This window comes from Bacilliculturomica massiliensis, from assembly GCF_900605495.1.
GTDB classification, from domain to species: Bacteria; Bacillota; Clostridia; order Peptostreptococcales; family Anaerovoracaceae; genus Bacilliculturomica; species Bacilliculturomica massiliensis.
In genome coordinates, this window is record NZ_LR027600.1 from 147,101 (window position 1) to 170,205 (window position 23,105).

The 23,105-nt window shown below is 54.4% G+C and carries 18 protein-coding genes; 16 read left to right on the plus strand and 2 right to left on the minus strand.

Features of this window, described 5'->3' with window-relative positions:
* Positions 1 to 272: 272 nt before the first annotated feature.
* From E0E37_RS04335 to E0E37_RS04375, 9 genes are all read left to right on the plus strand, one after another.
* A complete protein-coding gene (locus E0E37_RS04335; RefSeq protein WP_246019631.1) occupies positions 273 to 1,574 on the plus strand; it encodes an ATP-binding protein in 1,302 nt (433 codons plus the stop codon).
* 249 nt (positions 1,575 to 1,823) lie between these two features.
* Complete coding sequence (gene prfA / locus E0E37_RS04340) at positions 1,824 to 2,891, plus strand: peptide chain release factor 1 (protein WP_130861762.1); 1,068 nt, start codon at positions 1,824 to 1,826, stop codon at positions 2,889 to 2,891.
* Positions 2,892 to 2,963: 72 nt separating this feature from the next.
* On the plus strand, positions 2,964 to 4,037 hold the full coding sequence (locus tag E0E37_RS04345; protein ID WP_130861763.1) for an L-threonylcarbamoyladenylate synthase: 1,074 nt from the start codon (positions 2,964 to 2,966) through the stop codon (positions 4,035 to 4,037).
* Positions 4,038 to 4,152: 115 nt separating this feature from the next.
* Complete coding sequence (gene rpiB, locus E0E37_RS04350; RefSeq protein WP_130861764.1) at positions 4,153 to 4,584, plus strand: ribose 5-phosphate isomerase B; 432 nt, start codon at positions 4,153 to 4,155, stop codon at positions 4,582 to 4,584.
* A 66-nt stretch (positions 4,585 to 4,650) separates the two neighbouring features.
* The gene (upp, locus tag E0E37_RS04355) at positions 4,651 to 5,280 is read left to right on the plus strand and encodes a uracil phosphoribosyltransferase (protein ID WP_130861765.1); all 630 of its coding nucleotides are present in this window, start codon (positions 4,651 to 4,653) and stop codon (positions 5,278 to 5,280) included.
* 279 nt (positions 5,281 to 5,559) lie between these two features.
* On the plus strand, positions 5,560 to 6,867 hold the full coding sequence (gene tyrS, locus E0E37_RS04360) for a tyrosine--tRNA ligase (RefSeq protein ID WP_130861766.1): 1,308 nt from the start codon (positions 5,560 to 5,562) through the stop codon (positions 6,865 to 6,867).
* A 501-nt stretch (positions 6,868 to 7,368) separates the two neighbouring features.
* The gene (locus E0E37_RS04365) at positions 7,369 to 8,346 is read left to right on the plus strand and encodes an ABC transporter ATP-binding protein (RefSeq protein WP_130861767.1); all 978 of its coding nucleotides are present in this window, start codon (positions 7,369 to 7,371) and stop codon (positions 8,344 to 8,346) included.
* 676 nt (positions 8,347 to 9,022) lie between these two features.
* Positions 9,023 to 10,426, plus strand: a complete 1,404-nt coding sequence (locus tag E0E37_RS04370; RefSeq protein WP_165445202.1) for a COG1361 S-layer family protein — start codon at positions 9,023 to 9,025, stop codon at positions 10,424 to 10,426.
* Positions 10,419 to 11,774, plus strand: a complete 1,356-nt coding sequence (locus E0E37_RS04375) for an ABC transporter permease (RefSeq protein ID WP_130861769.1) — start codon at positions 10,419 to 10,421, stop codon at positions 11,772 to 11,774. The genes E0E37_RS04370 and E0E37_RS04375 overlap by 8 nt, the downstream gene beginning before the upstream one ends.
* A gap of 483 nt (positions 11,775 to 12,257) precedes the next feature.
* On the opposite strand, the gene E0E37_RS04380 is transcribed toward E0E37_RS04375, so the two are convergent.
* Positions 12,258 to 13,370: an IS3 family transposase gene (locus E0E37_RS04380; RefSeq protein WP_246019637.1), complete on the minus strand. Its 1,113-nt coding sequence runs from the start codon at positions 13,368 to 13,370 to the stop codon at positions 12,258 to 12,260.
* A gap of 11 nt (positions 13,371 to 13,381) precedes the next feature.
* A complete protein-coding gene (locus tag E0E37_RS04385; protein ID WP_130861771.1) occupies positions 13,382 to 13,783 on the minus strand; it encodes an HTH domain-containing protein in 402 nt (133 codons plus the stop codon).
* A 700-nt stretch (positions 13,784 to 14,483) separates the two neighbouring features.
* Between E0E37_RS04385 and E0E37_RS04390 the strand changes: the two genes are divergently transcribed.
* The 7 genes from E0E37_RS04390 (at position 14,484) to E0E37_RS04425 (ending at position 23,080) form a co-directional block, all read left to right on the plus strand.
* Positions 14,484 to 15,875, plus strand: a complete 1,392-nt coding sequence (locus E0E37_RS04390) for a sigma-54 interaction domain-containing protein (RefSeq protein ID WP_130861772.1) — start codon at positions 14,484 to 14,486, stop codon at positions 15,873 to 15,875.
* A 381-nt stretch (positions 15,876 to 16,256) separates the two neighbouring features.
* The gene (locus E0E37_RS04395; protein WP_130861773.1) at positions 16,257 to 17,018 is read left to right on the plus strand and encodes a 3-hydroxybutyrate dehydrogenase; all 762 of its coding nucleotides are present in this window, start codon (positions 16,257 to 16,259) and stop codon (positions 17,016 to 17,018) included.
* A gap of 234 nt (positions 17,019 to 17,252) precedes the next feature.
* Positions 17,253 to 18,644 (plus strand): GntP family permease, encoded by a 1,392-nt coding sequence (locus E0E37_RS04400; RefSeq protein WP_154939418.1) that lies wholly within the window; start codon positions 17,253 to 17,255, stop codon positions 18,642 to 18,644.
* Positions 18,645 to 18,764: 120 nt separating this feature from the next.
* On the plus strand, positions 18,765 to 19,454 hold the full coding sequence (locus E0E37_RS04405) for a CoA transferase subunit A (protein WP_130861775.1): 690 nt from the start codon (positions 18,765 to 18,767) through the stop codon (positions 19,452 to 19,454).
* On the plus strand, positions 19,442 to 20,098 hold the full coding sequence (locus tag E0E37_RS04410; protein ID WP_130861776.1) for a 3-oxoacid CoA-transferase subunit B: 657 nt from the start codon (positions 19,442 to 19,444) through the stop codon (positions 20,096 to 20,098). The genes E0E37_RS04405 and E0E37_RS04410 overlap by 13 nt, the downstream gene beginning before the upstream one ends.
* 4 nt (positions 20,099 to 20,102) lie before the next feature.
* Entirely contained in the window at positions 20,103 to 21,035 is a 933-nt protein-coding gene (locus E0E37_RS04415) for a 3-hydroxyacyl-CoA dehydrogenase family protein (RefSeq protein WP_130861777.1), read from the plus strand.
* Positions 21,036 to 21,286: 251 nt separating this feature from the next.
* Positions 21,287 to 23,080, plus strand: coding sequence for a sigma-54-dependent Fis family transcriptional regulator (locus E0E37_RS04425; protein ID WP_130861778.1), 1,794 nt, complete (start codon positions 21,287 to 21,289; stop codon positions 23,078 to 23,080).
* The last annotated feature ends 25 nt before the right edge of the window (positions 23,081 to 23,105 follow it).

The following is a 23,105-nucleotide window of genomic DNA, read 5'->3' on the forward strand; positions in this document are numbered from 1 at the left end:
GTGATGCCGGAGTGCCGGACATCACTTTTTTTCTGTAAAGGACATCAGAAATAGAAGTCCCATACTGCGAAGTTCCACGGCATGGCTCCTGTAGAATAAAACACTGGTGAACGGGGCCGGGGTAAAATCGGTTTATAAAAATGTGTTTATAAGAAGAAAAATACGTGTAAAAAATGTGTTTTTTGTGTCCGGATATGGATGAAAAATGTGATCAAATCGCGTTGATAAAAATGAAAAAATGTGTTAAGCTGTGTTTGTATCAGGAAAGAATGGTGATAGCCTTGAAAAGAAACGCGATCAATGACTTGATAAAATGGAAAAGAAGCGAAGAGCGCAAGCCCATGGTGCTGCGGGGCGCACGGCAGGTCGGCAAGACATGGCTCATGAAGGAATTCGGAGCCACCTGCTATGACAGTTTTGTTTACTTCAACTTTGATGAGGAAGATGAGTTGAGATCTGTCTTTGAAACCAATAAGAACCCTCACCGGATCGTTGAGCTGCTGTCTTTGATCGTCGGAGAAAAGATCGTACCGGGAAAGACGCTGATCATCTTTGACGAGATACAGGAATGCCCGGAAGCACTGAACAGCCTGAAATACTTCAGGGAGAAGGCGAACGAATACCATGTGATCGCCGCCGGAAGCCTGCTGGGGACCCTTCTCGCAAAGCCCAAATCCTACCCGGTGGGTATGGTCAACCTTCTGGACGTTAAGCCGCTGACCTTCGATGAGTTTTTGGAGGCGATGGACGAGCCGCTGTATGACTATTATGCCGGAATCAAGAAGGAACAGATGATCGAAGAAATCTTTCATGACCGCATGGTGGAAGCCCTTAACTACTACCTCATCATTGGCGGGATGCCGGAGTGCGTTTCTTCGTGGGTGAAGTACAAAGACCCGGCTAAGGTGTCTCAGATCCAGCACGAATTGATCGAACTCTATGAAAACGATTTTTCCAAACACAACGGCAGGATAAACAGCGGACGTATTCTCATGGTGTTCAGAAGCATTACTTCCCAGCTTGCCAAAGCAAACGAGAAGTTCATGTACGGGGCTGTCCGCGAAGGCGGCAGAGCCAGGGATTTTGAGGAAGCCATAGAATGGCTCGTTTCCGCCGGAATGCTGAATCGGGTCTACAATGTGGCCAGGATGGAGCATCCGCTGTCTGCCTTTGACAAGCTGGATCAGTTCAAACTTTTCGTGTTCGATACGGGACTTCTCAAGCATATGGCGGGGCTTGACAACAGCGCGATCCTTTTAAAGAACGACTATCAGTTCAAGGGCCCGTTGACTGAGAACTATGTTTTACAGCAGCTTCAGGGGCAATTCGAGGTGGCGCCGAGATATTATTCCGACCAGCGCAGCGAGATCGATTTTGTGATCCAGTACGGCACGGATATCATTCCAGTGGAGGTAAAGGGGGGCGAGGATAAGTCCGCGCCTTCCTTTAAGCGCTATGCGGCGGAAAACCGGCCGAAATACGTTGTTCGTTTTTCTAAGCGCGGTTATATGAAAAATGGTCTGGTCACCAACATGCCCCTATACCTTGCGAGAAAGATGCGTGAGCTGCTGTGAAGCTTTCTTTCCCAATGGGATGTCCATCAAGAATGTCCGCCGCAGTTTTTTGAGCTGCCGCGGGCATTCTTTTATAACATAAGAAATATCAAGGTCCTATTTAATTTTGCCGGAGATACAAATCTTCCTTTATTTTTGCGGTAGTTTGTGGTATAATACATCGGATAATTGTGAAGAAATCAATAAAAAGAGAGAAAGAGAAGCCCTGCATGACCGGATTTATTGCGGCAGGGCAGGGTGGAGGACGCGATGTTCGATAAGTTAGACTTTATTCTGGAAAAATATGAGGAGCTGAGCCTGAAGGTCTCCGATCCGGACGTGATCGCAGATCAGGCTACATGGCAGAAACACATCAAGGAGATGGGCGAGATGGAGCCCATCGTCAACAAATATAGAGAGTATAAGAAAGCCAGCGATGCTTTGGCGGATACCAAGGAGCTGCTGTCCGAGTCCGGTCTGGACGACGACATGCGGGAGCTGGCCAAGATGGAACTGGCGGAGCTGGAAGAGAAGGTGGAGACGTACAGCAAAGAGCTGAACGTGCTGCTGCTGCCCAAGGACCCCAACGACGAAAAGAACGTTATTCTGGAAGTTCGCGCGGGAACAGGCGGCGACGAGGCCGCGCTGTTTGGCGCGGATCTGCTCAGAATGTATATGCGATACGCGGAGCGCAGAGGCTGGAAGACGGAGCTGATGGACATCAACGACACAGGCATCGGCGGCGTCAAGGAAGCGGTAGTGCTCATCAAGGGCAGGGGCGCTTATTCCAGGCTCAAATATGAGAGCGGCGTGCACCGGGTACAGCGCGTTCCGGAGACGGAGTCCAGCGGCCGGATCCACACCTCGGCGGCCACGGTGGCCGTGCTTCCCGAGGTGGACGACGTGGAGGTGGATCTGAACCCCAACGACGTGAGGGTGGACGTTTACCGTTCTTCCGGAAACGGCGGTCAGTGTGTAAACACCACGGATTCCGCCGTTCGTCTGACGCATATCCCCACGGGCCTGGTCGTCACCTGTCAGGATGAAAAATCTCAGATCAAGAATAAAGACAAGGCGTTCAAGGTCCTGCGCTCCAGACTGTACGACATGCAGCTGGCGGCTCAGCACGCAGAGCAGGCCGACGCCAGAAAGAGCCAGGTGGGAAGCGGCGACCGTTCGGAGCGGATCCGAACCTATAACTTCCCCCAGGGGCGCGTGTCCGATCACAGGATCGGCATGACGATCTACAAGCTGGACGGTTTCCTGGACGGCGATATCGACGAGATCCTGGACGGCCTCATCATGGCTGATCAGGCGGAGAAAATGAAGAATTTCTAAACGGCCGGGAACAGGCCGCGGAAACGGAAACGAAGCGGCTGAGACGATTCGGGACGGGAGATAGAATAAGAAATGGAAACAAAACTGCTGGATGTGACGGATCTGGAGCATGCGGGGGAGAAGCTGGCTTACGCCGGATCTGTTCTGCGGGCCGGCGGGCTGGTGGCGTTTCCCACGGAGACCGTGTACGGGCTGGGTGGGGACGCCCTGAATCCCAATGCCGCGGCGGATATTTACAAGGCGAAGGGCAGACCTTCCGACAATCCTCTGATCGTCCACATCTCGGAGATCAGCGGACTGGAACAACTCGCCGGCAGAGTGACGGATAAGGCGGAAAAACTGATGGAGGCCTTCTGGCCCGGACCGCTGACCATGATATTTGAAAAGAGCGGCGAAGTTCCGCTTGCGACCACGGGGGGCCTGCCCACCGTGGCGGTCCGCATGCCTGATCATCCGGTGACGCTGGCCCTGATCCGGGAGGCGGGCTGTCCGCTGGCGGGGCCCAGCGCCAATCTCTCCGGAAGACCCAGTCCCACCAGGTGGGAACACGTATACGAGGATCTTTCCGGGAGGATCGACGCGATCCTGCAGGCGGAGCCCTGCAGGGTAGGCATCGAGTCTACGGTGCTGGATATGACGGAGGACACGCCGGCCATTCTCAGGCCGGGCATCATCACGCCGGAGATGATCAGGGACAAGATCGGAGGCAAAGTAGTCTACGATCCCGCGCTCTTTGTAAACCGGCCCCGGGATGTGAGCGCGGGCGGCACACCGGGCGGCAGAGCGGACGGCAGTCTTCTGGAACAGACGGATGGGCCGGCGCCAAAGGCGCCGGGAATGAAATACCGCCACTACGCACCCAGGGCGGAGATGATCCTCTATCAGGGCGGAGCGGCAGCGGTGCGGCAGGCGGCTCTGAAGCGAAAAGCGGCGGAGGAAGCGGCCGGCCGCAGCGTAGGACTCCTCTTGTTTGAGGGGGAGGACGCCAGGCTGGTGGCCCGCGAGTTTTTCGCTGAGCTGAGAAAAATGGACGCTTCCGGCGTGGACATCATTCTTGCGGCTGCCCTTGATACCAGCGATCCCGTAGGGTTTTCGGTGATGAATCGAATGCTGAAATCGGCGGGATACCGCGTCGAGCAGGTCTGAGAGTTTCTGCGGCGCCCGGGAGATCGGGCGGAGCGGACTGAAAATAAGAAAAGAAGACAGGGAACGGCGGACGGACTGCCTGCAGGCGTGCGCCCATCGGCCCGAGGAGGTAAACATGAAAATAGCGTTAGCAAGCGACCACGGCGGTTTTACGCTGAAAGAGGCGGTAAAAAAACATCTGGAAGATCGTGGATATGAGACGGTGGATCTGGGAACCCATTCGGAGGAATCCGTGGACTATCCGATCTTCGGAAAAGCCTGTGGTGAAGCGGTGGCCGGAGGCCAGGCAGATCTGGGTGTGGTCTGCTGCGGCACGGGCATCGGTATCTCCATCGCGGCAAACAAGGTCCCCGGCGTGCGGTGCGCTGTGGCGACGACGCCTTTTATGGCGGAGATGACCAAGCGGCACAACAACGCCAATGTACTGGCGCTGGGAGGCAGAGTCCTGGAGGAAGCGGAAGCGCTGAAGCTGGTGGATATCTGGCTGGATACGGAATTTGAGGGCGGACGCCATCAGCGCAGAGTGGACATGCTGGATCAGATGTAGCCGTGCGTCCGCAATAGCATGCGGTATCGATTATCAGAAGTAAGGATCACAGTTGGAGGTAATGAAATGGGAAAAGTCTATGTATTCGATCATCCGTTAATTCAGCACAAAACGGCGATGCTTCGCAAAAAAGAGACCAGTGTAAAGGATTTCAGAGAGCTTGTGAGAGAGATCTCCATGCTCATGGGCTATGAGGCCACGCGAAATCTCCAGCTGGAAGAGGTCGAGATCGAGACGCCCATTTGCTCCACTAAAGTAAAAATGCTGGCGGGGCAGGATATCGCCATCGTACCCATTCTCCGGGCCGGACTTGGAATGGTGGACGGTATGCTGGCGCTGGTGCCCAACGCAAAGGTGGGACACGTAGGTCTGTACCGCGATCCCGAGACTCATGCGCCGGTGGAATATTACTGCAAGCTGCCCTCTGATATTGAACAGCGGGAGGTATTTGTGGTGGATCCCATGCTGGCTACCGGAGGTTCCGCTGCGGCGGCCATTGATTTTATCAAAGCCAGAGGCGGCAGAAGGATCATCTTCATGTGTCTCATCGCCGCGCCGGAGGGGATCGAAGTGCTGCAGAAGGCCCATCCCGATGTGGACATCTTCATCGCGGCCAAGGACGAGCGGCTGAACGAGCACGCATATATCGTACCGGGTCTGGGCGACGCCGGAGACCGGCTGTACGGCACGAAGTGATCTGCGGCCGGGAGACGACGCGATGGCGGAGACCGGAGGAACGGTGAGATCACGCCGGGAAGCGCGGCGGCGAAAGGCTTAAAAAGGCTTTCACTGAAACGGCAAAACGATAAAAAATCGAGAATGACGGGAGATGGAACCGGGCTGCGGCGGGCCGGCGCCGAAAGGCAAGGGCCTGCGGACGGAATGCGGAAGCATGCGGTCCGGCGAACATCGAAACGAGATAATGAGAAAAATGGAAGGGAAACTCCGCATGGGGCGGAGTTGGAGGTAGGAGACATGAAACAATTTATTCCGGACAATGTCAGCCAGTACACCAATGTGTTTGATGTACTGCAGGAGAGAGGCTTTATTGAACAGACCACCCATGAGGAAGAGATACGCCAGATGCTGGGCAGGGAGAAGATCAAATTTTATATCGGCTTCGACCCCACGGCGGACTGCCTGCACGTAGGGCATTTCATGCAGGTCATCATCATGATGTGGATGCAGAAGTTCGGCCATACGCCCATCGTCCTCATCGGAGGAGGCACGGGCATGGTGGGCGATCCCTCGGGCCGCACGGACATGCGGAGCATGATGACGCCGGAGACGATCCAGCACAACTGCGACCAGTTCAAAAAGCTGTTTGACAAGTTCATCGAGTTCGATGAGAATTTCCACTATGACGGCGTGGGAAAGACCGTGGAACCGGAGACGGGCAAAGCCGCCTGCGTGAACAACGCCACCTGGCTGCTGCCGTTAAATTACATCGAGTTTATCCGGGACATCGGCAAGCATTTTTCCGTGAACAGCATGCTGCGGGCGGAGTGTTTTAAGCAGAGACTGGAGAAGGGCCTGTCCTTCCTGGAATTCAACTACATGCTCATGCAGTCCTACGATTTCATGATCATGGCCAGAGATCTGGACTGCAAAATGCAGTTCGGAGGAAACGACCAGTGGTCTAATATCCTCTTCGGCGTCGATCTGACCAGAAGAGAACTGCAGAAGCAGGTATACGGGATGACCTTCAGCCTGCTGACCACCTCCGAGGGCGTCAAGATGGGCAAGACCCAGAAGGGCGCGCTGTGGCTGGACGGCGGGAAGACGTCTCCCTACGAGTTCTACCAGTACTGGAGAAACGTGGAGGACGCGGACGTGAACAAGTGTCTGAGAATGCTTACCTTCCTGCCCATGGACGAGGTGAACCGGCTGTCCGCCCTGAAGGACGCGGAGATCAACCACGCCAAGGAAGTGCTGGCCTTTGAGGTGACGAAGCTGGTCCACGGCGAGGAGGAAGCGCAGAAGGCCCAGGACGCAGCCAGAGCGCTCTTTGCCGGCGGCGGAGCTATGGATCACGTGCCCGCAACATCCTTCGACGCGTCGCTGTTTGAAGGGGAAGGCATGGGGCTGGTTTCCCTGATGAAGGAAGTCAAGCTGGTTCCCTCAAACGGCGAGGGATTCCGGGCCATCGAGCAGGGCGGCGTGTCTGTGGACGACGTGAAGGTCACCGATCCCAAGATGAAAGTCACGAAGGATATGTTCCACGACGGAGCTCTTCTGATCAGGAAAGGCAAGAAAACGTTCCATAAGATCGAACTGAAATAAGGCCGATAAGCGATATATAGCGCAAGGCGGAGACGCTTCTGAAAGGAATCGTCTCCGTCTTTTTGATTATGTAGGAAATGTCGCCGTTCTTTGGCGATATTGACGGAATAACAAAATAGCCTGCATTGTGAAGGTGAGCCCGCAGCGCGAATAAGGATATTTCCGTATGTTCCCAGATCGCGGACTCGGGGGGATACAAGCGCAGCACAGAAAATAGTCGAAAAAAATGATAATCAATGAAACTATTTTTTCGCGGGTCCCGTCTAACTCATATCTTGGTTCAAGAGGCAGAAACAGAGCATAGAAAAGAGAGGAAGATTTTCCCTCTAAACAATGTTGTCAGGGGAAGATGGGGGCTTAAGGATTTCGTAAGGAAATGCAGATTGACACTGTACTAGGTGTCGTAGTACACTAAGATTATGATTGCCGACCCGGATCCATTTTCGGTTCGGAAACGCCCGTTTTGGGGAAAACGGACGGATGAAAAAAGGGGATTTATATATGACGCAGAACAAGTCGGAGAAGCCGCTCATCAGCGTAAAGCACGTGCGAAAGATCTACCGGATGGGCGAGGAAAAGGTCGTGGCGCTGGATGATGTGAGTCTGGACATCTACAAAGGGGAAATCGTGTGCTTTCTCGGTACTTCGGGATCGGGAAAGTCTACGTTTTTGAATATGGTGGCCGGGTTGGAAAAGCCTTCTAAGGGCGAGATCATCATCGGAGGGGTCCCCATTCACAAGTTGAATGAGGAGCGCGTCACACTGTTCCGGCAGAAGAACATCGGTTTTATTTTTCAGGCCTATCACCTGATGCCGATGATGACCGCACTGGAAAATGTCAGTCTCCCGCTGATCTTTCAGGGCATGGACAAAAAAAAGCGGGAGAAGATTTCCCGGGAAGTGATGGCCGCCGTGGGATTGAAGGGTTACGAGAAGCGAAAACCCACGCAGATGTCCGGCGGTCAGCAGCAGCGGGTGGGGATCGCCAGGGCGCTGGTGGGTACGCCGAAGATCATCTTCGCCGACGAGCCCACGGGAAACCTGGACACCAACACCACCAAGGAGGTCATGGATCTGATCGTCCGTCAGGTGAAACGGCACGGTCAGACGCTGATCCTGGTGACCCATGACCGCAGTATCGCGGCCTACGCGGACAAGGTGGTGACCATACAGGACGGAAATATCCTGCACGTCAGGGAAAACCGGCATCCCGCGGTGATGTTGGAAGAACAGGAGCCCGCGGCGGGACAGGAAGAGACGGATGGGACGGACCCGGCAGGGGGCCAGAAACCGGCGAAAGAACAGGAGCGTCCCAAAGGGCTGAAACTCACAAAAGAACCCATATCGGCAGACGAAAGAACGCCGAATGAAACCATAGAGACAGAAGGACCGAAGACGGTCTCGGACCGGGATGAGAAAAAAGATGCACAGCACAGAGAAGCAGGAATTTCAAAAGGGAACAAGGAGGAAGCGCAGTAAGATGAACAGTGTGTATCGGAAGGATGAGGGGAAAAAGAATTTGGAGCTGTCCATGAACCGGGCAGTGGCCGTACTGACGATGGTGGCGGTCATCTGCGGAATGTTTTTTGGCATGGCGGGGAGGCCAGTTTATGCAGATGCGATCTCTGATCTGATTATAGATTTTGAAGGGGATTATTTTGCATCCCAGGGTGCACAAGATGTGAAAGTCACATTTTCAATAAAAAATAATGCGCCGCTTGGAGGAAGTACTTATAATTATAGGGCTGAGTTGAGCGTGGGAAATGATCTGTCGGTTTCCAGCGGAAACAGCACGGCTGCTACAACATTGGAGCCGGGCGATAAGGATTCACGCACATTTAAGATCGATGTCGCAAGAAGGGCGTCGGTTAACAGTCACACGCTGACATTGATATTATATGATTCAAACAGCGGAGCTAAATTAACAGAAAAGCGTGCGTCAATAGAAATCGCCGAAGATCTGAATCCACAAAGCAGTGCCAAGAATGCAGCGGTAGATATTGTATATAAATTATCGAATGAAGATGGAATTATCGCGGGTGATGTGACAACCATTAATCTCGAAATATTTAATCGTGGAAATACAGAAATCAAGAATGCCCAAGTAAGTTTAAATTTGCCTGACGGGATGTCGATCAATAATGCGGCGGGTTATGTGAACGCTGGATATATCCTTGTAGGCAGTACATTTAAGTGTAAGTTTCCTCTAACTGGGGATGAAACATTAACTTCGAAGAATTACCCCATAACGGTTAAGATTACAGGGGCGGATTCCTCCAACGATTCCGTATCGCTAGAGCAGACGCTGTACATTCCGGTCAAGGGTACCGGTGAAAAGCTTTCTGCCAAGGACATCGAGATCACGGGGATCAGCATTCCCCAGCAGGTCATGGCGGGGGATGAGTTCACGCTGGCTTTCGATGTGGCCAACAGGGGAACGTCCAGCTTAAAGGACGCCAAAGTCACGGTGGAAGTGCCGGAAGGGCTGGCCAACAAGACGAAGAACGTCTTCGTCATCACAGGACTGGAAGCCGGGAAGACCCAGCGGTGCAGCCTGACCCTGTTTAGCCCGAAAAAGACGGAAAAAGACGAATATCAGATGCTGAAGATCACTGCGGAGGCGTCGTCCTCCTCCTCGTCCGGAGAAAACAGCGGAAAGACGGTGACGGTGAGCCAGTATGCGGGGACCATGGTCAAGAATCTGGGCGGCGCGGAAAAGACGCCTCAGCTTATGATCTCCAATTACAGTTACGGCGGTTCTTATGTTCAGGCGGGAGATGACTTCGGCCTGAATCTGGGACTTTACAATACCAGCGCCACGCAGGATCTGGTCAATGTGAAGGTAACAGTAACGGCGGACGACGGGACGTTTATTCCCGTAAAGTCCAGCAACGCTTTCTTTGTGGATAAGATCGAAGCAAAGGGTTCCGCCGCCCATTCCATCGTGATGAACGCGAAGCGGGACGCGGAGCAGAAGACCTATTCCCTGACCGTTGATATGTCCTATGAGGATACGGCGGGCAATGCATTTACATCCAAAGATGTGATCTCGATCCCGGTGATGCAGGAGACCAGGCTGGTAGTAGACGATCTGGTGGCGCCTCCGGAGCTTTACACAGGCATGCAGTCCAGCCTTTCCGTTGAATTTTACAATATGGGAAAGACTGTTCTGAATAATCTCCGGGTCAACGTGGAGGGCGATTTTGACGCGTCTCAGTCCAACATGTATTATGTGGGCAATATGGAGACCGGAAAGAGCGATTCTTATGATTTTACTTTTATCCCCAGGCAGAGCGGGCCTATGACGGGAACGGTCACGTTCACCTATGAAGACGCCGCAGGGAATGAGCAGCGCTATGAGAAGCCCTTCGAGGTCACCATCATGGAAGAGGTTCCATGGGAGGATCCGGGCATGATGGACCCCACGGAAACGGAGAAGAAAATTCCGTGGATCCCCATTTCCATAGCTGGAGCTGCAGCAGTGGCGGTCATCGGACTGATCGTGTGGAGAAAGCATCGCAAGAAGAAGCGGGAGCAGGAGATGGAAATCGATGAATAACAGAGATTTACTCAGCATCTGTGCGAGAAATCTGCTGCGGCGGAGAACCAGAACTCTGCTGGCCGTAGTCGGCGTCGTGGTCGGCACCTGCGCTATCATCGTCATGCTGTCCATTGGATTCGGACTTTCCGCCAGCTTTCAGGAGCAGATCGAAAGCTATGGAAACCTGCATCTGGTCAACGTGTACAGCAACGGCGGGGGAAACATGGGCGGCAACAATCCGGCAGGGGACAAAAATTATGGAAAGCTGAACGATAAAAATATCGCAGCTATCGACAAGATCCCCGAGGTAGATGCAGTGTCGCCGGTCATCTCCGAATATCTGACTTTCGGCATCGGCAAGTATATCATGCAGGCTGATGTAATGGGCATCTATCCCAATGTCATGGAGAAATTCGGCTATGAGCTGCAGGAAGGCCGCCTTTTGACCGCGGGCGACAAGAATGTGGTGGTGTTCGGCAATCAGGTGCCAAGCTGGTTTTACAACCCGAAAAAAACCGCCTATGCAGGATGGGGCGGCGACGCACAGGTGGATGTGCTCACCGATAAGCTGATCATCACCGGGGACATGAGTTACGGACAGAAGCGGCAGAACAGCAACAGCGGCGGACAGGAAGAAAAGATAAAGTATACGGAATATAAGGCCAAAGGCGTGGGCGTGCTGGCAAATCCCAACGACGATTCGGCCTGGAATGTATTCATGAGTTTTGACGCGCTGAAAAAAATTCAGGACGATCTGAAAAGAGCGCGGAAGGAAAATGTTACATCCAATCAGTCCAACGAATATAATCGGGCTATGGTGTACGTGGGAGATATCAACGATGTGGAGGAAGTGAGCGAATACATCCGGGAGACTCTGGGCCTGCAGACCAGCAGCCTGAACGACTGGCTGAAATCCATGCAGGACACGGCCCGCATGATCCAGGGCATTCTGGGCGGAATCGGCGCGATCTCGCTGCTTGTGGCGGCGCTGGGCATTGCCAATACCATGATCATGTCCATCTACGAGAGAACGAAGGAGATCGGCGTCATGAAGGTCATCGGAGCAAATCTGCCGGATATCCGGAAGATGTTCCTGCTTGAGGCGGCTATGATCGGCGGGATCGGCGGTTTTCTGGGAGTGGGGATCAGCTTTCTGATCTCGCTGGCCATGAACACGGTGCTGCTGCCCTTTATGCAGATGGCGCTGGGCGCCATGGGCGGAGGCGGTTCGGTGGTCTCCATCATCCCCTGGTGGGTAGCGGCGGGCGGCTTTGTCTTTGCGATCTTCATCGGTGTGGTCTCCGGGTATTATCCGGCCAGACGGGCCATGAATCTCAGCGCTCTGGAAAGCCTGAAGAACGAGTAGAGACGGCTGGTGGCCGAACAGCGGACGGCAGAGGTGCTTCGGCTGGGTTTTGCAGCAGAGGTGCTTCGGTCGGGGTGCTGTGGCCGGGTTTTGCGGCTGAGGTGCTTCGGTCGGGGTGCTGTTGCCAGGGTGTTACGGCTGGGGGGCTTCGGTCGGGGTGCTGTGGCTGGGGTGCTGTGGCTGGCGGCCAACTGCCAACGGAAGACACAGCCGCAGGAAGGCCAAACACTGAGTAAGGCCAATTTCAAGGAAAAATCAAACATTACGGAAAGTCAAATAGGTGAAAACCGTAAAAAATATCGGTTTTCACCTATTTTTGCGGTAAAACCGGCTGTAATGTCTTCAGTTTTACGGGGAATGAATGGTACCCCATGTCAAGGACAATATCAATTTTTGATTTCCCTATTTTTTGGAATCAAGGTTTGGATAAACCTGCATGTTAGACAGTTGCTTTTTGTGTGCCCTGAATCATGGACAGCATGTTCAGGTGCTCTTTCTTTGATCGTTATCCTGGGCATTGTCCTTCGCAGGGAAGCTGGAACAGACGCCTGTTCCTTTTCTGCAAGGCTGTTCGACTGCACAGCCAGGCCTGCTGTTTCCTGGCTCCGCTTCCGCTCCCAATTCGCAAACCGGTTTGTGCGCAGCTGGCACAGCCGGTTTGTTGGGAATGTTTAATGGATACATTCCCGTCGTACAAAATTCATAGAACTCGGTTGGTGAAAGCTTTGCCAGATCCCACTGGTATCGCCGGTTGTTGTAATAATCCATGTATTCGTCCACCACCGCCTTTACGTCCTTCCATTCCTTGCACTCACCCAGTTTTTCCTTGATGTGATCCTTCATATGGCCAAAGAAGCTTTCCTGTGGCGCATTATCCCAGCAATTGCCCTTCCGCGACATCGAACGCCGCAGCTGCTTATCCGTCAGGAGGTTGATAAAGCAGTGGCTGGTATAATGGCACCCTTGATCACTATGAACGATCGTCTCGGCGGTGAGCGCGATGCCATGCCGATCAACAAGCTGTTTTACTGTCTCCAAAACGAAGTCCATTTCCAGCGATTCGCTCACTACGTACGACAGGATCTCTTTCGTAAAGGCATCCAGAATGGTCGACAGGTAAGCAAATGTCCCGTTGTAAGGCAGGTACGTGATATCCGTCAGCAGTACCGTCCTCGGTCCATAGCATTCAAATTCACGCCGGAGTAAGTTCTCCGCAACGTTGTCCGTCTTCAGCGCCCTGGCCATCCGCCGATAGGGATTCGCCTTCCTGATCGGACACGACAGGTTGTACTTGTTCATCAAGCGGCGGATCTTCTTCTGATTCATGATGACGGGTGGATCCTGATGCAGCAGCGCCATATGGATACCGCGGGCCCCCTTGGTGTAGCCATGCATCTTGTAAGCGCCAAGAATCTGATCGAACGCTCTGCGATCCGCTGCCTCTCGCCGTTCCCGGATCGGAGCCGCTTTTACCCAAGCGTAATAGCCGCTTCTGGATACCCCTGCGATCCGGCACAGTTCTGACACACAAAGCGGGGGCTCTCCGGCCGCGATCGTTTGATCGATCACTTCAAATACAAAGGAAGATTCATTCATTAGCAATGCACCTACTTCCTTGTATTCTTGATCGAGGTAATTTTTTTTAAAAACTCAACCTCCTGACGGAGGTACTGTACCTCATGCAGAAGATCACGGATCGCCGCTTCGGGCGTATCCCCAATTAGGGGCAGTTCTCTCCTGCTCGTGGGACCTTCCCGGAACCCCTCCGGCCGCTTTGCTTCCTTGCGGATCATGGAAGAAATACCGCTGATCCGGCTCTCGCCCAGAATGCTCATCGGAAATCCATGCTCCTCAAGGATCTGCCGGGGCAGCTTCCCCTTTCTATATTCTTGATAAAAGAGTTCCTTGAATTCTTTCGTGAGATAGAGGGTGTTGGGTGTAACGTTGTAGGTATATGGGTTCTCTTGCAGCAGTTTTATCTGCTCTTCTGTGAACGGTATTTTGCTCATGACGACCTCCTGATGTCCCTAGCGTACCATACACAAAAGCGAATGTCTATTTTGCAGGATGCACCAAAACCCTAGCGGGCTGTGTGTCCATAATTGGGGTATCTAAAATCTGGTCGTGTCCACACTTATGGGTACAGTATAGAAATAGGTGAAATGCTAAAAACGAAATGCATTTCGCCTATTTCATTGCGGTTTTTGGGTGAGATCAAGAAAAAATTCTCGATCTCACCCAATTTTCGTTCTGTGAGCCGTGGCCGCTGTCCAGGTCTGCCGGGCCGCGGTGCCGCCCTGTGCTGAAGGCCGGAGCGGCTGTCCGGTGACAATGGCCTGCGATGCCGGGTTACTGGACAGATTCTCCGGGTCCGCCGGCCTGGAACGCCGCCTTGTGCTGTGAGCAGAATCTGCCGGCTCGGAACGCCGTCCTGCACTGTGAGCCGGAACCGCCGCAATCCGGCTCCAGTTGGCCGCGATGCCATCCTGTGCCGCAGGCCGGAAGCACAATCCGGCTCCAATGGCCCCCAATGCCGGACAGTGGCCGGACAGCCGCCGCGCAGGACCGTGGGGCAGAGCTCGATGCGGCCGTTGACAGCCGGGACGCCGGGGTGCGGAAAAACGTCCTTGCAATTGGAGACGATGGCCAATAAAATAGAGACAAACGAGGCAGATGAGACGGGACGGATAAGTGGGAGGGGGAGCACAGATGAAGCGATCGGGCCGGAAAGAGAAAATCGCGGCGGATATCCTGCTGGAAACCATGCTGTCGGCGGTGGATGAGCTTATCGTCATCGTGGATAAGGAGGGATATATCGAGGCGCTCTCAAAAGCGTACGCGGAGTTTCTGGGTGTGAACCAGAAGACGGTGGTAGGCCGCCATGTCAGCGAGGTCATCGAGAATACGAGAATGGATATCGTCACAAAGACCGGAATACCGGAAACGGGAGAGTTTCAGCAGATCAAGGGCGAAAAGATGATCGCCTCCCGCATTCCGATCTATAAGGACGGAGAGATCCTGGGCGCTTTTGGAAGGGTGCTGTTTCGGAGCATGGGCGACCTGCGGATGCTCTACGAAAAGATGAACTCCATGGAGCTGGAGCTCAGTCTGTACAAGAAGACTTTTGGAAAGATCAACACAGCCCGATACAGCGTGGATGATATCACCGGAAACTGCGACCTGATGCGGGATCTGAAGGAGACGGTAAAGAAGGTGGCGAAGACAAATTCCAGCGTTCTGATTCTGGGAGAGAGCGGAACGGGAAAGGAGTTGTTCGCTCACGCGGTACATCAGGCCAGCATGAGAAAGAGCGCGCCCTTTATCTGCGTCAACTGCGGCACCATTCCCAGCCAACTCATCGAGTCGGAGCTGTTTGGCTATGAGGAGGGCTCTTTCACCGGGGCTAAAAAAGGGGGTAAGACAGGGCTGTTTCAGGCGGCCCACGGCGGCACCATATTTCTGGATGAGATCGGAGATCTGCCTCTGGATATGCAGGTGAAGCTCCTGCGGGTGCTTCAGGACAAGGAGATCCAGAAGATCGGCTCTAATGTGAGAGAACCGGTGAACGTCCGCGTGGTAGCCGCTACCAACAAAAGTCTTTACAAGATGGTCCAGGAAGACCGGTTCCGTTCCGATCTGTACTATCGGCTCAACGTGGTGACCCTGCACATTCCCGCACTGCGGGAACGGAAGGAGGATATCCCGTTTCTGGCACGGATCTTTATTCAGAAGTTTGCCCGGCGGGAAAATCTCACCGTTGAGGGGGTGTCGAAGGGGGCTATGGAGTACCTTATGAGATACGATTGGCCGGGAAATGTGCGCGAACTGGAGAATGTGCTGGAGCGGGCGATCAATTTTATCGGAAGCGACGGGAAGATCAAAGTGGAGCATCTTCCTTCCAGGATCACGGGTCTGGAAGCGGATTTCCGCGCAAAGACGCTGAAAGAGACCATGGAGGAATCGGAGCGGCTGGCTATCGTCGGCGCCCTGATGAGGAGCGGAAACAGCAAGACAAAGGCTGCCAGAGAGCTGGGGATCAGCAGAACGACGCTGTATGAGAAAATGATGAAGTACGAAATCGGCAGCGGGTTTGACGGGTGATAAGAAAAGTGGAATTAGTCTAAAATATTCAGAACAAAGAAGTAAATGTTCGGAATATCTAACGTTTTAAATTGGAAAAAATGAAATGGTGTAAGAATTATCGTACATAAATTTGCTGATTCTTATATTGATGTTTGGAAATCCTTACGTTTTTCTGCGAAAACTGCGGAAAAACGGGGGATTTTTTTTATTCCTCAGGCTGAGGAGCTTTACAACCGTTGGTATTACACGATTTCCAATTTCTTTGTCAGATTGGAATGATAATTGCAGTTTATTATAGGCGTGACAGGTAAACGTTATCACAGAGACAGGTGACCGAAAGAGTATGAGTGTATGAGTTCTGATGTATGGTCATGAGTGTATGTAAAGGAGGAGCGAGAGATGCTGAAAAACAAAGTCGCCATTGTAACAGGCGCGGCCAGCGGTATCGGTTATGCCACGGCGGAGTGCCTTGCCAGGGAAGGTGTGAAGGTGGTCATGGCGGATGTGAACGAGGGTCTGCTCTCGGAAGCGTCGGAGAAACTGTCCTGCGACTGTTTCGCAGTGGATCTGAGCAAACGGCAGGGATGCCGGGATCTGGTGGACTACACGCTGGATCAATATGGAAAGACGGATATTCTGGTGAACGTGGCCGGTATCCAAAATGTGGCCTCGGTCGAAGAGTTCCCTGAGGAACGCTGGGATTTCATGATCTCCCTGATGCTGACTGCGCCTTTCCTGCTGACGAAGTATACGTGGCCTTCCATGAAGGAACAGGGCTGGGGCCGCGTTATCAATCTGAATTCCATCCATGGACTTGTGGCTTCGGAATTCAAGTCGGCTTATGTTTCCGCGAAACACGGCCTGATGGGACTGACTAAGACGGCCGCCCTGGAGGGAGGCCCTTACGGGATCACGGTCAATTCCATCTGCCCGGCTTATGTGAGAACGCCGCTGGTAGATAATCAGATCGAAGCTCAGGCGCAGAATCACGGAATCAGCAAAGAAGAAGTGGTGAGCAAGATCATGCTGCAGAAGGCGGCGGTCAAGACACTGCTGGAACCTTCCACAGTGGCGGAGGTAGTCAAATTCCTCTGTTCCGACGTGGGAAACAATATCACAGGCTCCGCGCTGACCATCGACGGCGGCTGGACCGCGGGCTGATCGTGCGCCGCTGATAAAGCGTCTTACGGTCCGGGAGTGCCCGGACCGCAGATCTGTCGACAGTGTGTGGACTGGAGAGACCGGGGGCCGGAGCGGCCACAGAACCGGCCGGCGGTCGGAGCGACCGCTGACGGCCGATGAAAAGGCCCGATCCCGGGCCTGCAATCGTATCAATCTTTACTAGTTAAAAACAAGCTGTAACAGACGTGTTGTTTATAAAGAAGGAGGAAAATCATGATCGGAGTTATCGGTATTGTCATTTCCCTGCTCCTGCTGATGTACCTGGCGTACAGGGGCTGGTCGATCATTTTGCTCGCCCCCATCCTCGCCTGCTTTGCGGCGGCCTTCGCTCTTCTTGAAGGCGGAGAATTCCACTTGATGGCCACCTATACGGAGACCTTCATGCCTAATCTGGCTGGGTATATCAAGTCCAATTTCCCCATGTTTATGCTGGGCGCCGTGTTCGGGAAGGTCATGGATCTGTCCGGAAGCGCCAACGCCATCGCCGAATTTATTACGGAAAAGATCGGCAGAGGCAAAGAAATGTGGGCGATCGTGCTGTCCTGCGCGGTCATTACATACGGAGGCGTTTCGCTGTTCGTAGCGGCCTTCGCCATCTATCCCATCGGCGCGGCCCTGTTCAGAGAGGCTGATCTGCCGAAGAGACTGCTGCCTCCGGCTATCGCGCTGGGAGCTTTCACCTTTACCATGACGGCTCTGCCGGGCACGCCGCAGATCCAGAATGCCATCCCCATGACATATTTCGGAACGGATGCGTTCGCTGCTCCGATCCTCGGTATCGTGGCTGCGCTGATCATGCTGTTCGGAGGCATGTTCTGGCTGACCAGCAGACTGAAGAAGGCCAAGGCCAACGGCGAGGGATACGGGAATCATCCCAATGAAAACCTGAAGGTGATGGATCCCTCCAAGCTGCCGCCTTTCAGCACTTCTATCATTCCGATCATCGTCGTGATCGCAGCCAATTTCGCATTTTCCAAGTGGGTTCTGCCCGCGGGCGACTCTTCCTATCTGGAAGAGGGATACGGCACCACCTTCGGTTCTGTGGTAGGAACCTGGAGTTTGGTCATCGCGCTGATCATCGGTATCGTGCTCGTTGTAATATTCAACTTCAAGAGATTTGAAAACGGCGTGGTGGATTCCCTGAAGGAAGGCGTTAACGGTTCCCTTCTCGCCGTCATGAACACAGCCTCTGAGGTAGGCTACGGTAATGTAATCAAATCGCTGGCCGGTTTCGCCATCGTGGCGTCCGGAATGCTGTCCATTTCTTCCAATCCTCTGATCGGCGAAGCGATCGCATCTTCGGTGCTGGCCGGTATCACCGGTTCCGCTTCCGGCGGGCTGTCCATCGCTCTGGCCACCTTCGCGGAAGGCTTTATGGAGACGGCGGCGGCCGCCGGCATCAGCCCGGAGGTCCTGCACAGAGTCGCCGCAGTCGCCTGCGGAGGCCTGGACACTCTGCCCCACAACGGCGCGGTCATCACGCTTCTGGCAGTGACGGGCATGACGCATAAGCAGTGCTATGTCAACATCGGTATGTGTACCGTAGTCATCCCGACCATCGCCTGTATTGCCATCATCATTCTCGGTTCCATGGGAATCGCGTAACAGAGAAATCGCCAGTGGATCCTGATCGACGAGGGCTCTGGGAAAAAACCAACCAGGGCCCCGGCGACAGAAAATAAGCGGCCTGCCGGATCCGGCAGTGTGAAACGGAGGAGAATTCAAATGATCAACAAAATCAGAACCGCTGAGGAAGCGGTAGCCGGCATCCAGGATGGCATGACCATCATGGTCGGCGGGTTCCTGGGAACAGGCTCGCCCGAAATTCTGATCGACGCGCTCGTGAAAAAAGGCGTCAAGCATCTGACCGTCATCGGAAACGACGGCGGACTTCCCGCGGCTGCCACCGGCACCACGGACAGAGGGATCGCCAAGCTTCTGAGCGCCGGCATGGTAGACCATATCATCGCATCCCACGTGGGAATGAACCCCCTCATCGGCAAGGGAATGAACGACGGCTCCCTGGAGTGCACCCTGGTCCCCCAGGGCTCTCTGGCGGAGAAGATCAGAGCGGCGGGCGCCGGTCTGGGCGGCGTACTCACCCCCACCGGAGTGGGCACCATCATTGCCGAGGGCAAGGAGACCATCAATATCGACGGAAAAGACTATCTGCTAGAGAAGCCGCTGAAAGCGGACTACGCGCTGATCCGCGCCTCCGTCTGCGATAAGTTCGGCAATTTCACCTGCGCCAAGGCCACGAAGAACTTCAACTACGTGATGGCTATGGCGGCGGACACGGTGGCCATCGCGACGGAGCAGCTGTATGAGGTAGGAGAGAAAGATCCGGATACCTACGCGATGTCCGGGATCTTTGCGACATATATTGTAGGAGGTGAAAAACCATGGCAGATTTAAAGGCGAGGATCGCGTCGAGAACGGCGAAAGAATTTAAGGACGGAGACGTGGCCAACCTGGGGATCGGCCTGCCGACCATGGTGGCGAACTATCTTCCGGAGGGAGTGCATATCGTACTGCATTCGGAGAACGGATTTACGGGACTTGCGGGAAGCGCGGAAAAGGGAAAAGAGGACGTGGATGTGATCAACTCCGGAGGAGCGTACGTAACGCACACGCCGGAAGCGAACTTTTTCGACACAGCCATGAGTTTTTCCATCGTGAGAGGCGGACACGTAGACGCCACAGTACTAGGAGCCATGGAAGTAGATGAGCACGGAAATCTGGCGAACTGGATCGTACCGGGGAAGATGGTGGCTGGAATGGGCGGAGCCATGGACCTGGTAGTGGGAGCGAAGAAAGTGATCATCTCCATGCTGCACACGCAGAAGGGAGCGCACAAGATCCTGAAGGAGTGCACGCTGCCGTACACGGCGCTGGGCGTAGTGGATCTGATCATCACGGAGATGGGAGTCATGGAAGTGGCGCCGGAAGGCATCGTATTGAAAGAGCTGCACCCGGACTTCACGCTGGACGAGATCAAGGCCGCCACAGGCTGCGAACTGATCATCAGCCCGGATCTGAAGCCTATGGAAGAGGAGTAGGAACATGAAGGAAATCAAAAATATCGTGATCGCCGGCGCGGGGACCATGGGGTCCTCCATGGGTCAGACGTTTGCAAAATACGGATATGACGTGGTGCTTTACGACGTTTTTCCCGCGGCTCTTGAAAAGGCGGAAAAGCTGATCCGGCTGAATCAGGAGACGGAAGTATCCCAGGGCGTGGTTACCCAGGAGGAATCAGAGGCGCTGCTGAAACGGATCATCTACACAGACGCCAAGGATTGTTTTGGGACGGCGGATTTCGTTGTGGAAGCGATCCTGGAAAAGCTGGAAGTCAAGCATACCTTCTGGGAAGAGGCGTCCCGCCTGGTGCCCAGGGACGCGCTGCTGGCCAGCAATACCTCAGGCCTGTCCATTTCCAGGATAGCGGAGGTGATCGAGGGACCGGAGCGGTTCGGCGGCATGCACTGGATCAATCCGCCGCACCTGATCCCGCTGATCGAGGTCATTCAGGGGAAAGAGACCAGCGACGAGGCCGCGGAGGCGATCCGGGATATGGCGCTGGCAGTGGACAAAAAGCCTGTCATCGTGCAGGATGCTCCGGGGTTCGCGCTGAACCGCATCCAGCTGGCGGTACTGCGGGAGTGCCTTCATATCGTGGAGGAGGGCATCGCAGCGCCTGAGGCGGTGGACGATGTGATGAAATACGGACTGGGCATGCGTTACGCCTGCCTGGGCCCCTTCGAGGTCTGCGATCTGGGAGGACTGGATATTTTCTACAACATCGCTTCCTATCTCTTTGAGGATCTCAGCGACCGTAAGGAGCCCTTCGGAATGCTGGCGGATCGGTTTGAGAAGGGGCAGTACGGGGTGAAGAACGGTGCTGGTTTCTACGATTATTCCGACGGCAAGGACGCGGAGAAGATCAGATACAGAGACCAGATGTTTACCAAACTGGCCAAATGCCTGTTTGAGTGAGTTTTTTAAAAGCCACACAACGCACAATGTCCGTACAGATACATACAACGGAAAAAGGACGCGCCTGCCGCGTTCTTTTTCTTTGCAATAAAATCACGACCTGCGGGGCCCCCGCTGTTTTTCTTTTCTTGTGCTTTCTTATGGCTTTCCTGTGGTGGGCTGTGATATGATGGATTCAGCAGGCTCGGCAGGTTCAGCCGGAGGAACGGCGACGGCGAAGAAGGAACGACGAAAGCAGCAGGAGGAATGTCATGATCGATCTGTCTACGATTCAGAGCACAGTGCAGGATGTGGCGGAGGCGATTTCCGCCGCCATCGGTCTGGAGACGGAAATTGTGTCCACCGCCCATCTCATCGTGGCGGGAACAGGCAGGTATTACGACAGGATCAATACCATCGAGGAGTGCGGGGGCCCCGGTACCAAAGAGATCTACGGGACGATCCTGCGCACGGGGACGGAGTATATTATCGAGGACGCGCCGGGCGATCCCAATTATTGGGGATATGAGAACGAGCTGGCGGAGATCTGCTGTCCTGTCAAGACCGGGGGCAGGGTGATGGGAGTCATCGGACTGGTGGCTTTCACGGAGGAGCAGAGGGAACGGCTCATCCGAAGGAAAGAGACATATCTGAAATTTTTGAGAAAGATGGCCTTTCTCATTGCGGGAAAAGTAAACGAGGTCAGCGCTACCAACGGTATGCGGACGGTTCTGCAGTCCATTCACGAGGGCATTATTGCGGTGGATGAGAGAGGCAGCGTTACGGAGTGCAACCTGATGGCGGCTTCACTGATCGGCAAAAAACAGAGCGAGATCGTGGGATCCAGTATCAGGAAGCTGTGGAGAGGCACCCATCTCCTCAACGTGGTGGTCACGGGAAAGGGTTACAGCGATACGGAGGAACGCTACGTCAGGGACGACGGCAGCGAAATGCATTTCTTCTGCAGCGCGGTGCCGGTGCGCATATCCCCGGAGAACGAGGGGGAAGCAGTGACCGGTGAGGAGGACGGAAAGTGCGTGGGGGCCGTGGTGTCCTTCCGGGACATCGCTGAGGTCCGCCGGATGGTCTACAATCTCACGGAGAAGAAAGAGAGCGCGTCGGTGGATGAGATCATCGGGATCAGCGCGCAGATGTGCCGCCTGAAGGAGCAGATCGAAAAGATCGCCGACAGCAGATCCACCGTTATGATCACGGGAGAAAGCGGTACGGGAAAAAGCCTGATCGCCAAAGTCATCCACTCCGCCAGCCCCAGGAAGGACAATCCCTTCGTGACGGTCAACTGCGGCGCTATTCCGGAGAATCTGATGGAAAGCGAGCTCTTCGGCTACGAGGCAGGCTCTTTTACGGGGGCCAGCAAAGGGGGGAAGCCCGGAAAGTTCGAATTAGCCAGCAAGGGAACTATTTTTCTGGATGAGATCGGCGACCTGCCCCTTCATTTGCAGGTAAAACTGTTGCACGTGCTGCAGACGGGCAAGGTGGAACGGATCGGCGGCAGCCGGGAACTGGACGTGGACGTCCGGGTCATCGTAGCCACCAACCGCGATCTGGAACAGATGGTGGCCGACCGGGAGTTCAGGGAGGACCTCTATTTCCGGTTCAACGTCATTCCTTTTCTGGTCCCTCCCCTGCGTGAGAGAAAAGAGGATATTCTTCTTCTTCTGAAAAACGCACTGGAAAAATACAATGTGCTGCTCTCAAAGAATATCCGCGGCTATGAGGGGGAAACGCTGGCTATGCTGCAGAGCTACCACTGGCCGGGAAATATTCGTGAGCTGGAAAATGTGGTGGAGTATGCAGTCAATATGGAAAGCGGCGCCGTGCTCTCCCCTGAGAGCCTGCCGCCTCGTCTGCGCAGGGAGGAAGAGCCCCGGCGGGGTCTGACCCTGGCGGAACAGTGCCGCAATCTGGAGCGGGAGGTCATCAGCCGGGCGCTGGAGCGCACAGGGTACTCTGTGGAGGCCAAAAAGGCTGTGGCCAGGGAGCTGGGCATGGGCGAGGCCACCCTTTACCGGAAGATCAAGGAACTGGGCGTCGGCAGGAAATGACGCAAAACGTCCAGCCGCGCCGCGC

Coding starts and splice junctions, on each gene's coding strand:
- prfA (WP_130861762.1), top strand. CDS start 1,824: ATGTTCGATAAGTTAGACTTTATTCTGGAAAAATATGAGGAGCTGAGC.
- E0E37_RS04345 (WP_130861763.1), top strand. CDS start 2,964: ATGGAAACAAAACTGCTGGATGTGACGGATCTGGAGCATGCGGGGGAG.
- rpiB (WP_130861764.1), top strand. CDS start 4,153: ATGAAAATAGCGTTAGCAAGCGACCACGGCGGTTTTACGCTGAAAGAG.
- upp (WP_130861765.1), top strand. CDS start 4,651: ATGGGAAAAGTCTATGTATTCGATCATCCGTTAATTCAGCACAAAACG.
- tyrS (WP_130861766.1), top strand. CDS start 5,560: ATGAAACAATTTATTCCGGACAATGTCAGCCAGTACACCAATGTGTTT.
- E0E37_RS04365 (WP_130861767.1), top strand. CDS start 7,369: ATGACGCAGAACAAGTCGGAGAAGCCGCTCATCAGCGTAAAGCACGTG.
- E0E37_RS04375 (WP_130861769.1), top strand. CDS start 10,419: ATGAATAACAGAGATTTACTCAGCATCTGTGCGAGAAATCTGCTGCGG.
- E0E37_RS04380 (WP_246019637.1), bottom strand. CDS start 13,370: ATGAATGAATCTTCCTTTGTATTTGAAGTGATCGATCAAACGATCGCG.
- E0E37_RS04385 (WP_130861771.1), bottom strand. CDS start 13,783: ATGAGCAAAATACCGTTCACAGAAGAGCAGATAAAACTGCTGCAAGAG.
- E0E37_RS04390 (WP_130861772.1), top strand. CDS start 14,484: ATGAAGCGATCGGGCCGGAAAGAGAAAATCGCGGCGGATATCCTGCTG.
- E0E37_RS04395 (WP_130861773.1), top strand. CDS start 16,257: ATGCTGAAAAACAAAGTCGCCATTGTAACAGGCGCGGCCAGCGGTATC.
- E0E37_RS04400 (WP_154939418.1), top strand. CDS start 17,253: ATGATCGGAGTTATCGGTATTGTCATTTCCCTGCTCCTGCTGATGTAC.
- E0E37_RS04405 (WP_130861775.1), top strand. CDS start 18,765: ATGATCAACAAAATCAGAACCGCTGAGGAAGCGGTAGCCGGCATCCAG.
- E0E37_RS04410 (WP_130861776.1), top strand. CDS start 19,442: ATGGCAGATTTAAAGGCGAGGATCGCGTCGAGAACGGCGAAAGAATTT.
- E0E37_RS04415 (WP_130861777.1), top strand. CDS start 20,103: ATGAAGGAAATCAAAAATATCGTGATCGCCGGCGCGGGGACCATGGGG.
- E0E37_RS04425 (WP_130861778.1), top strand. CDS start 21,287: ATGATCGATCTGTCTACGATTCAGAGCACAGTGCAGGATGTGGCGGAG.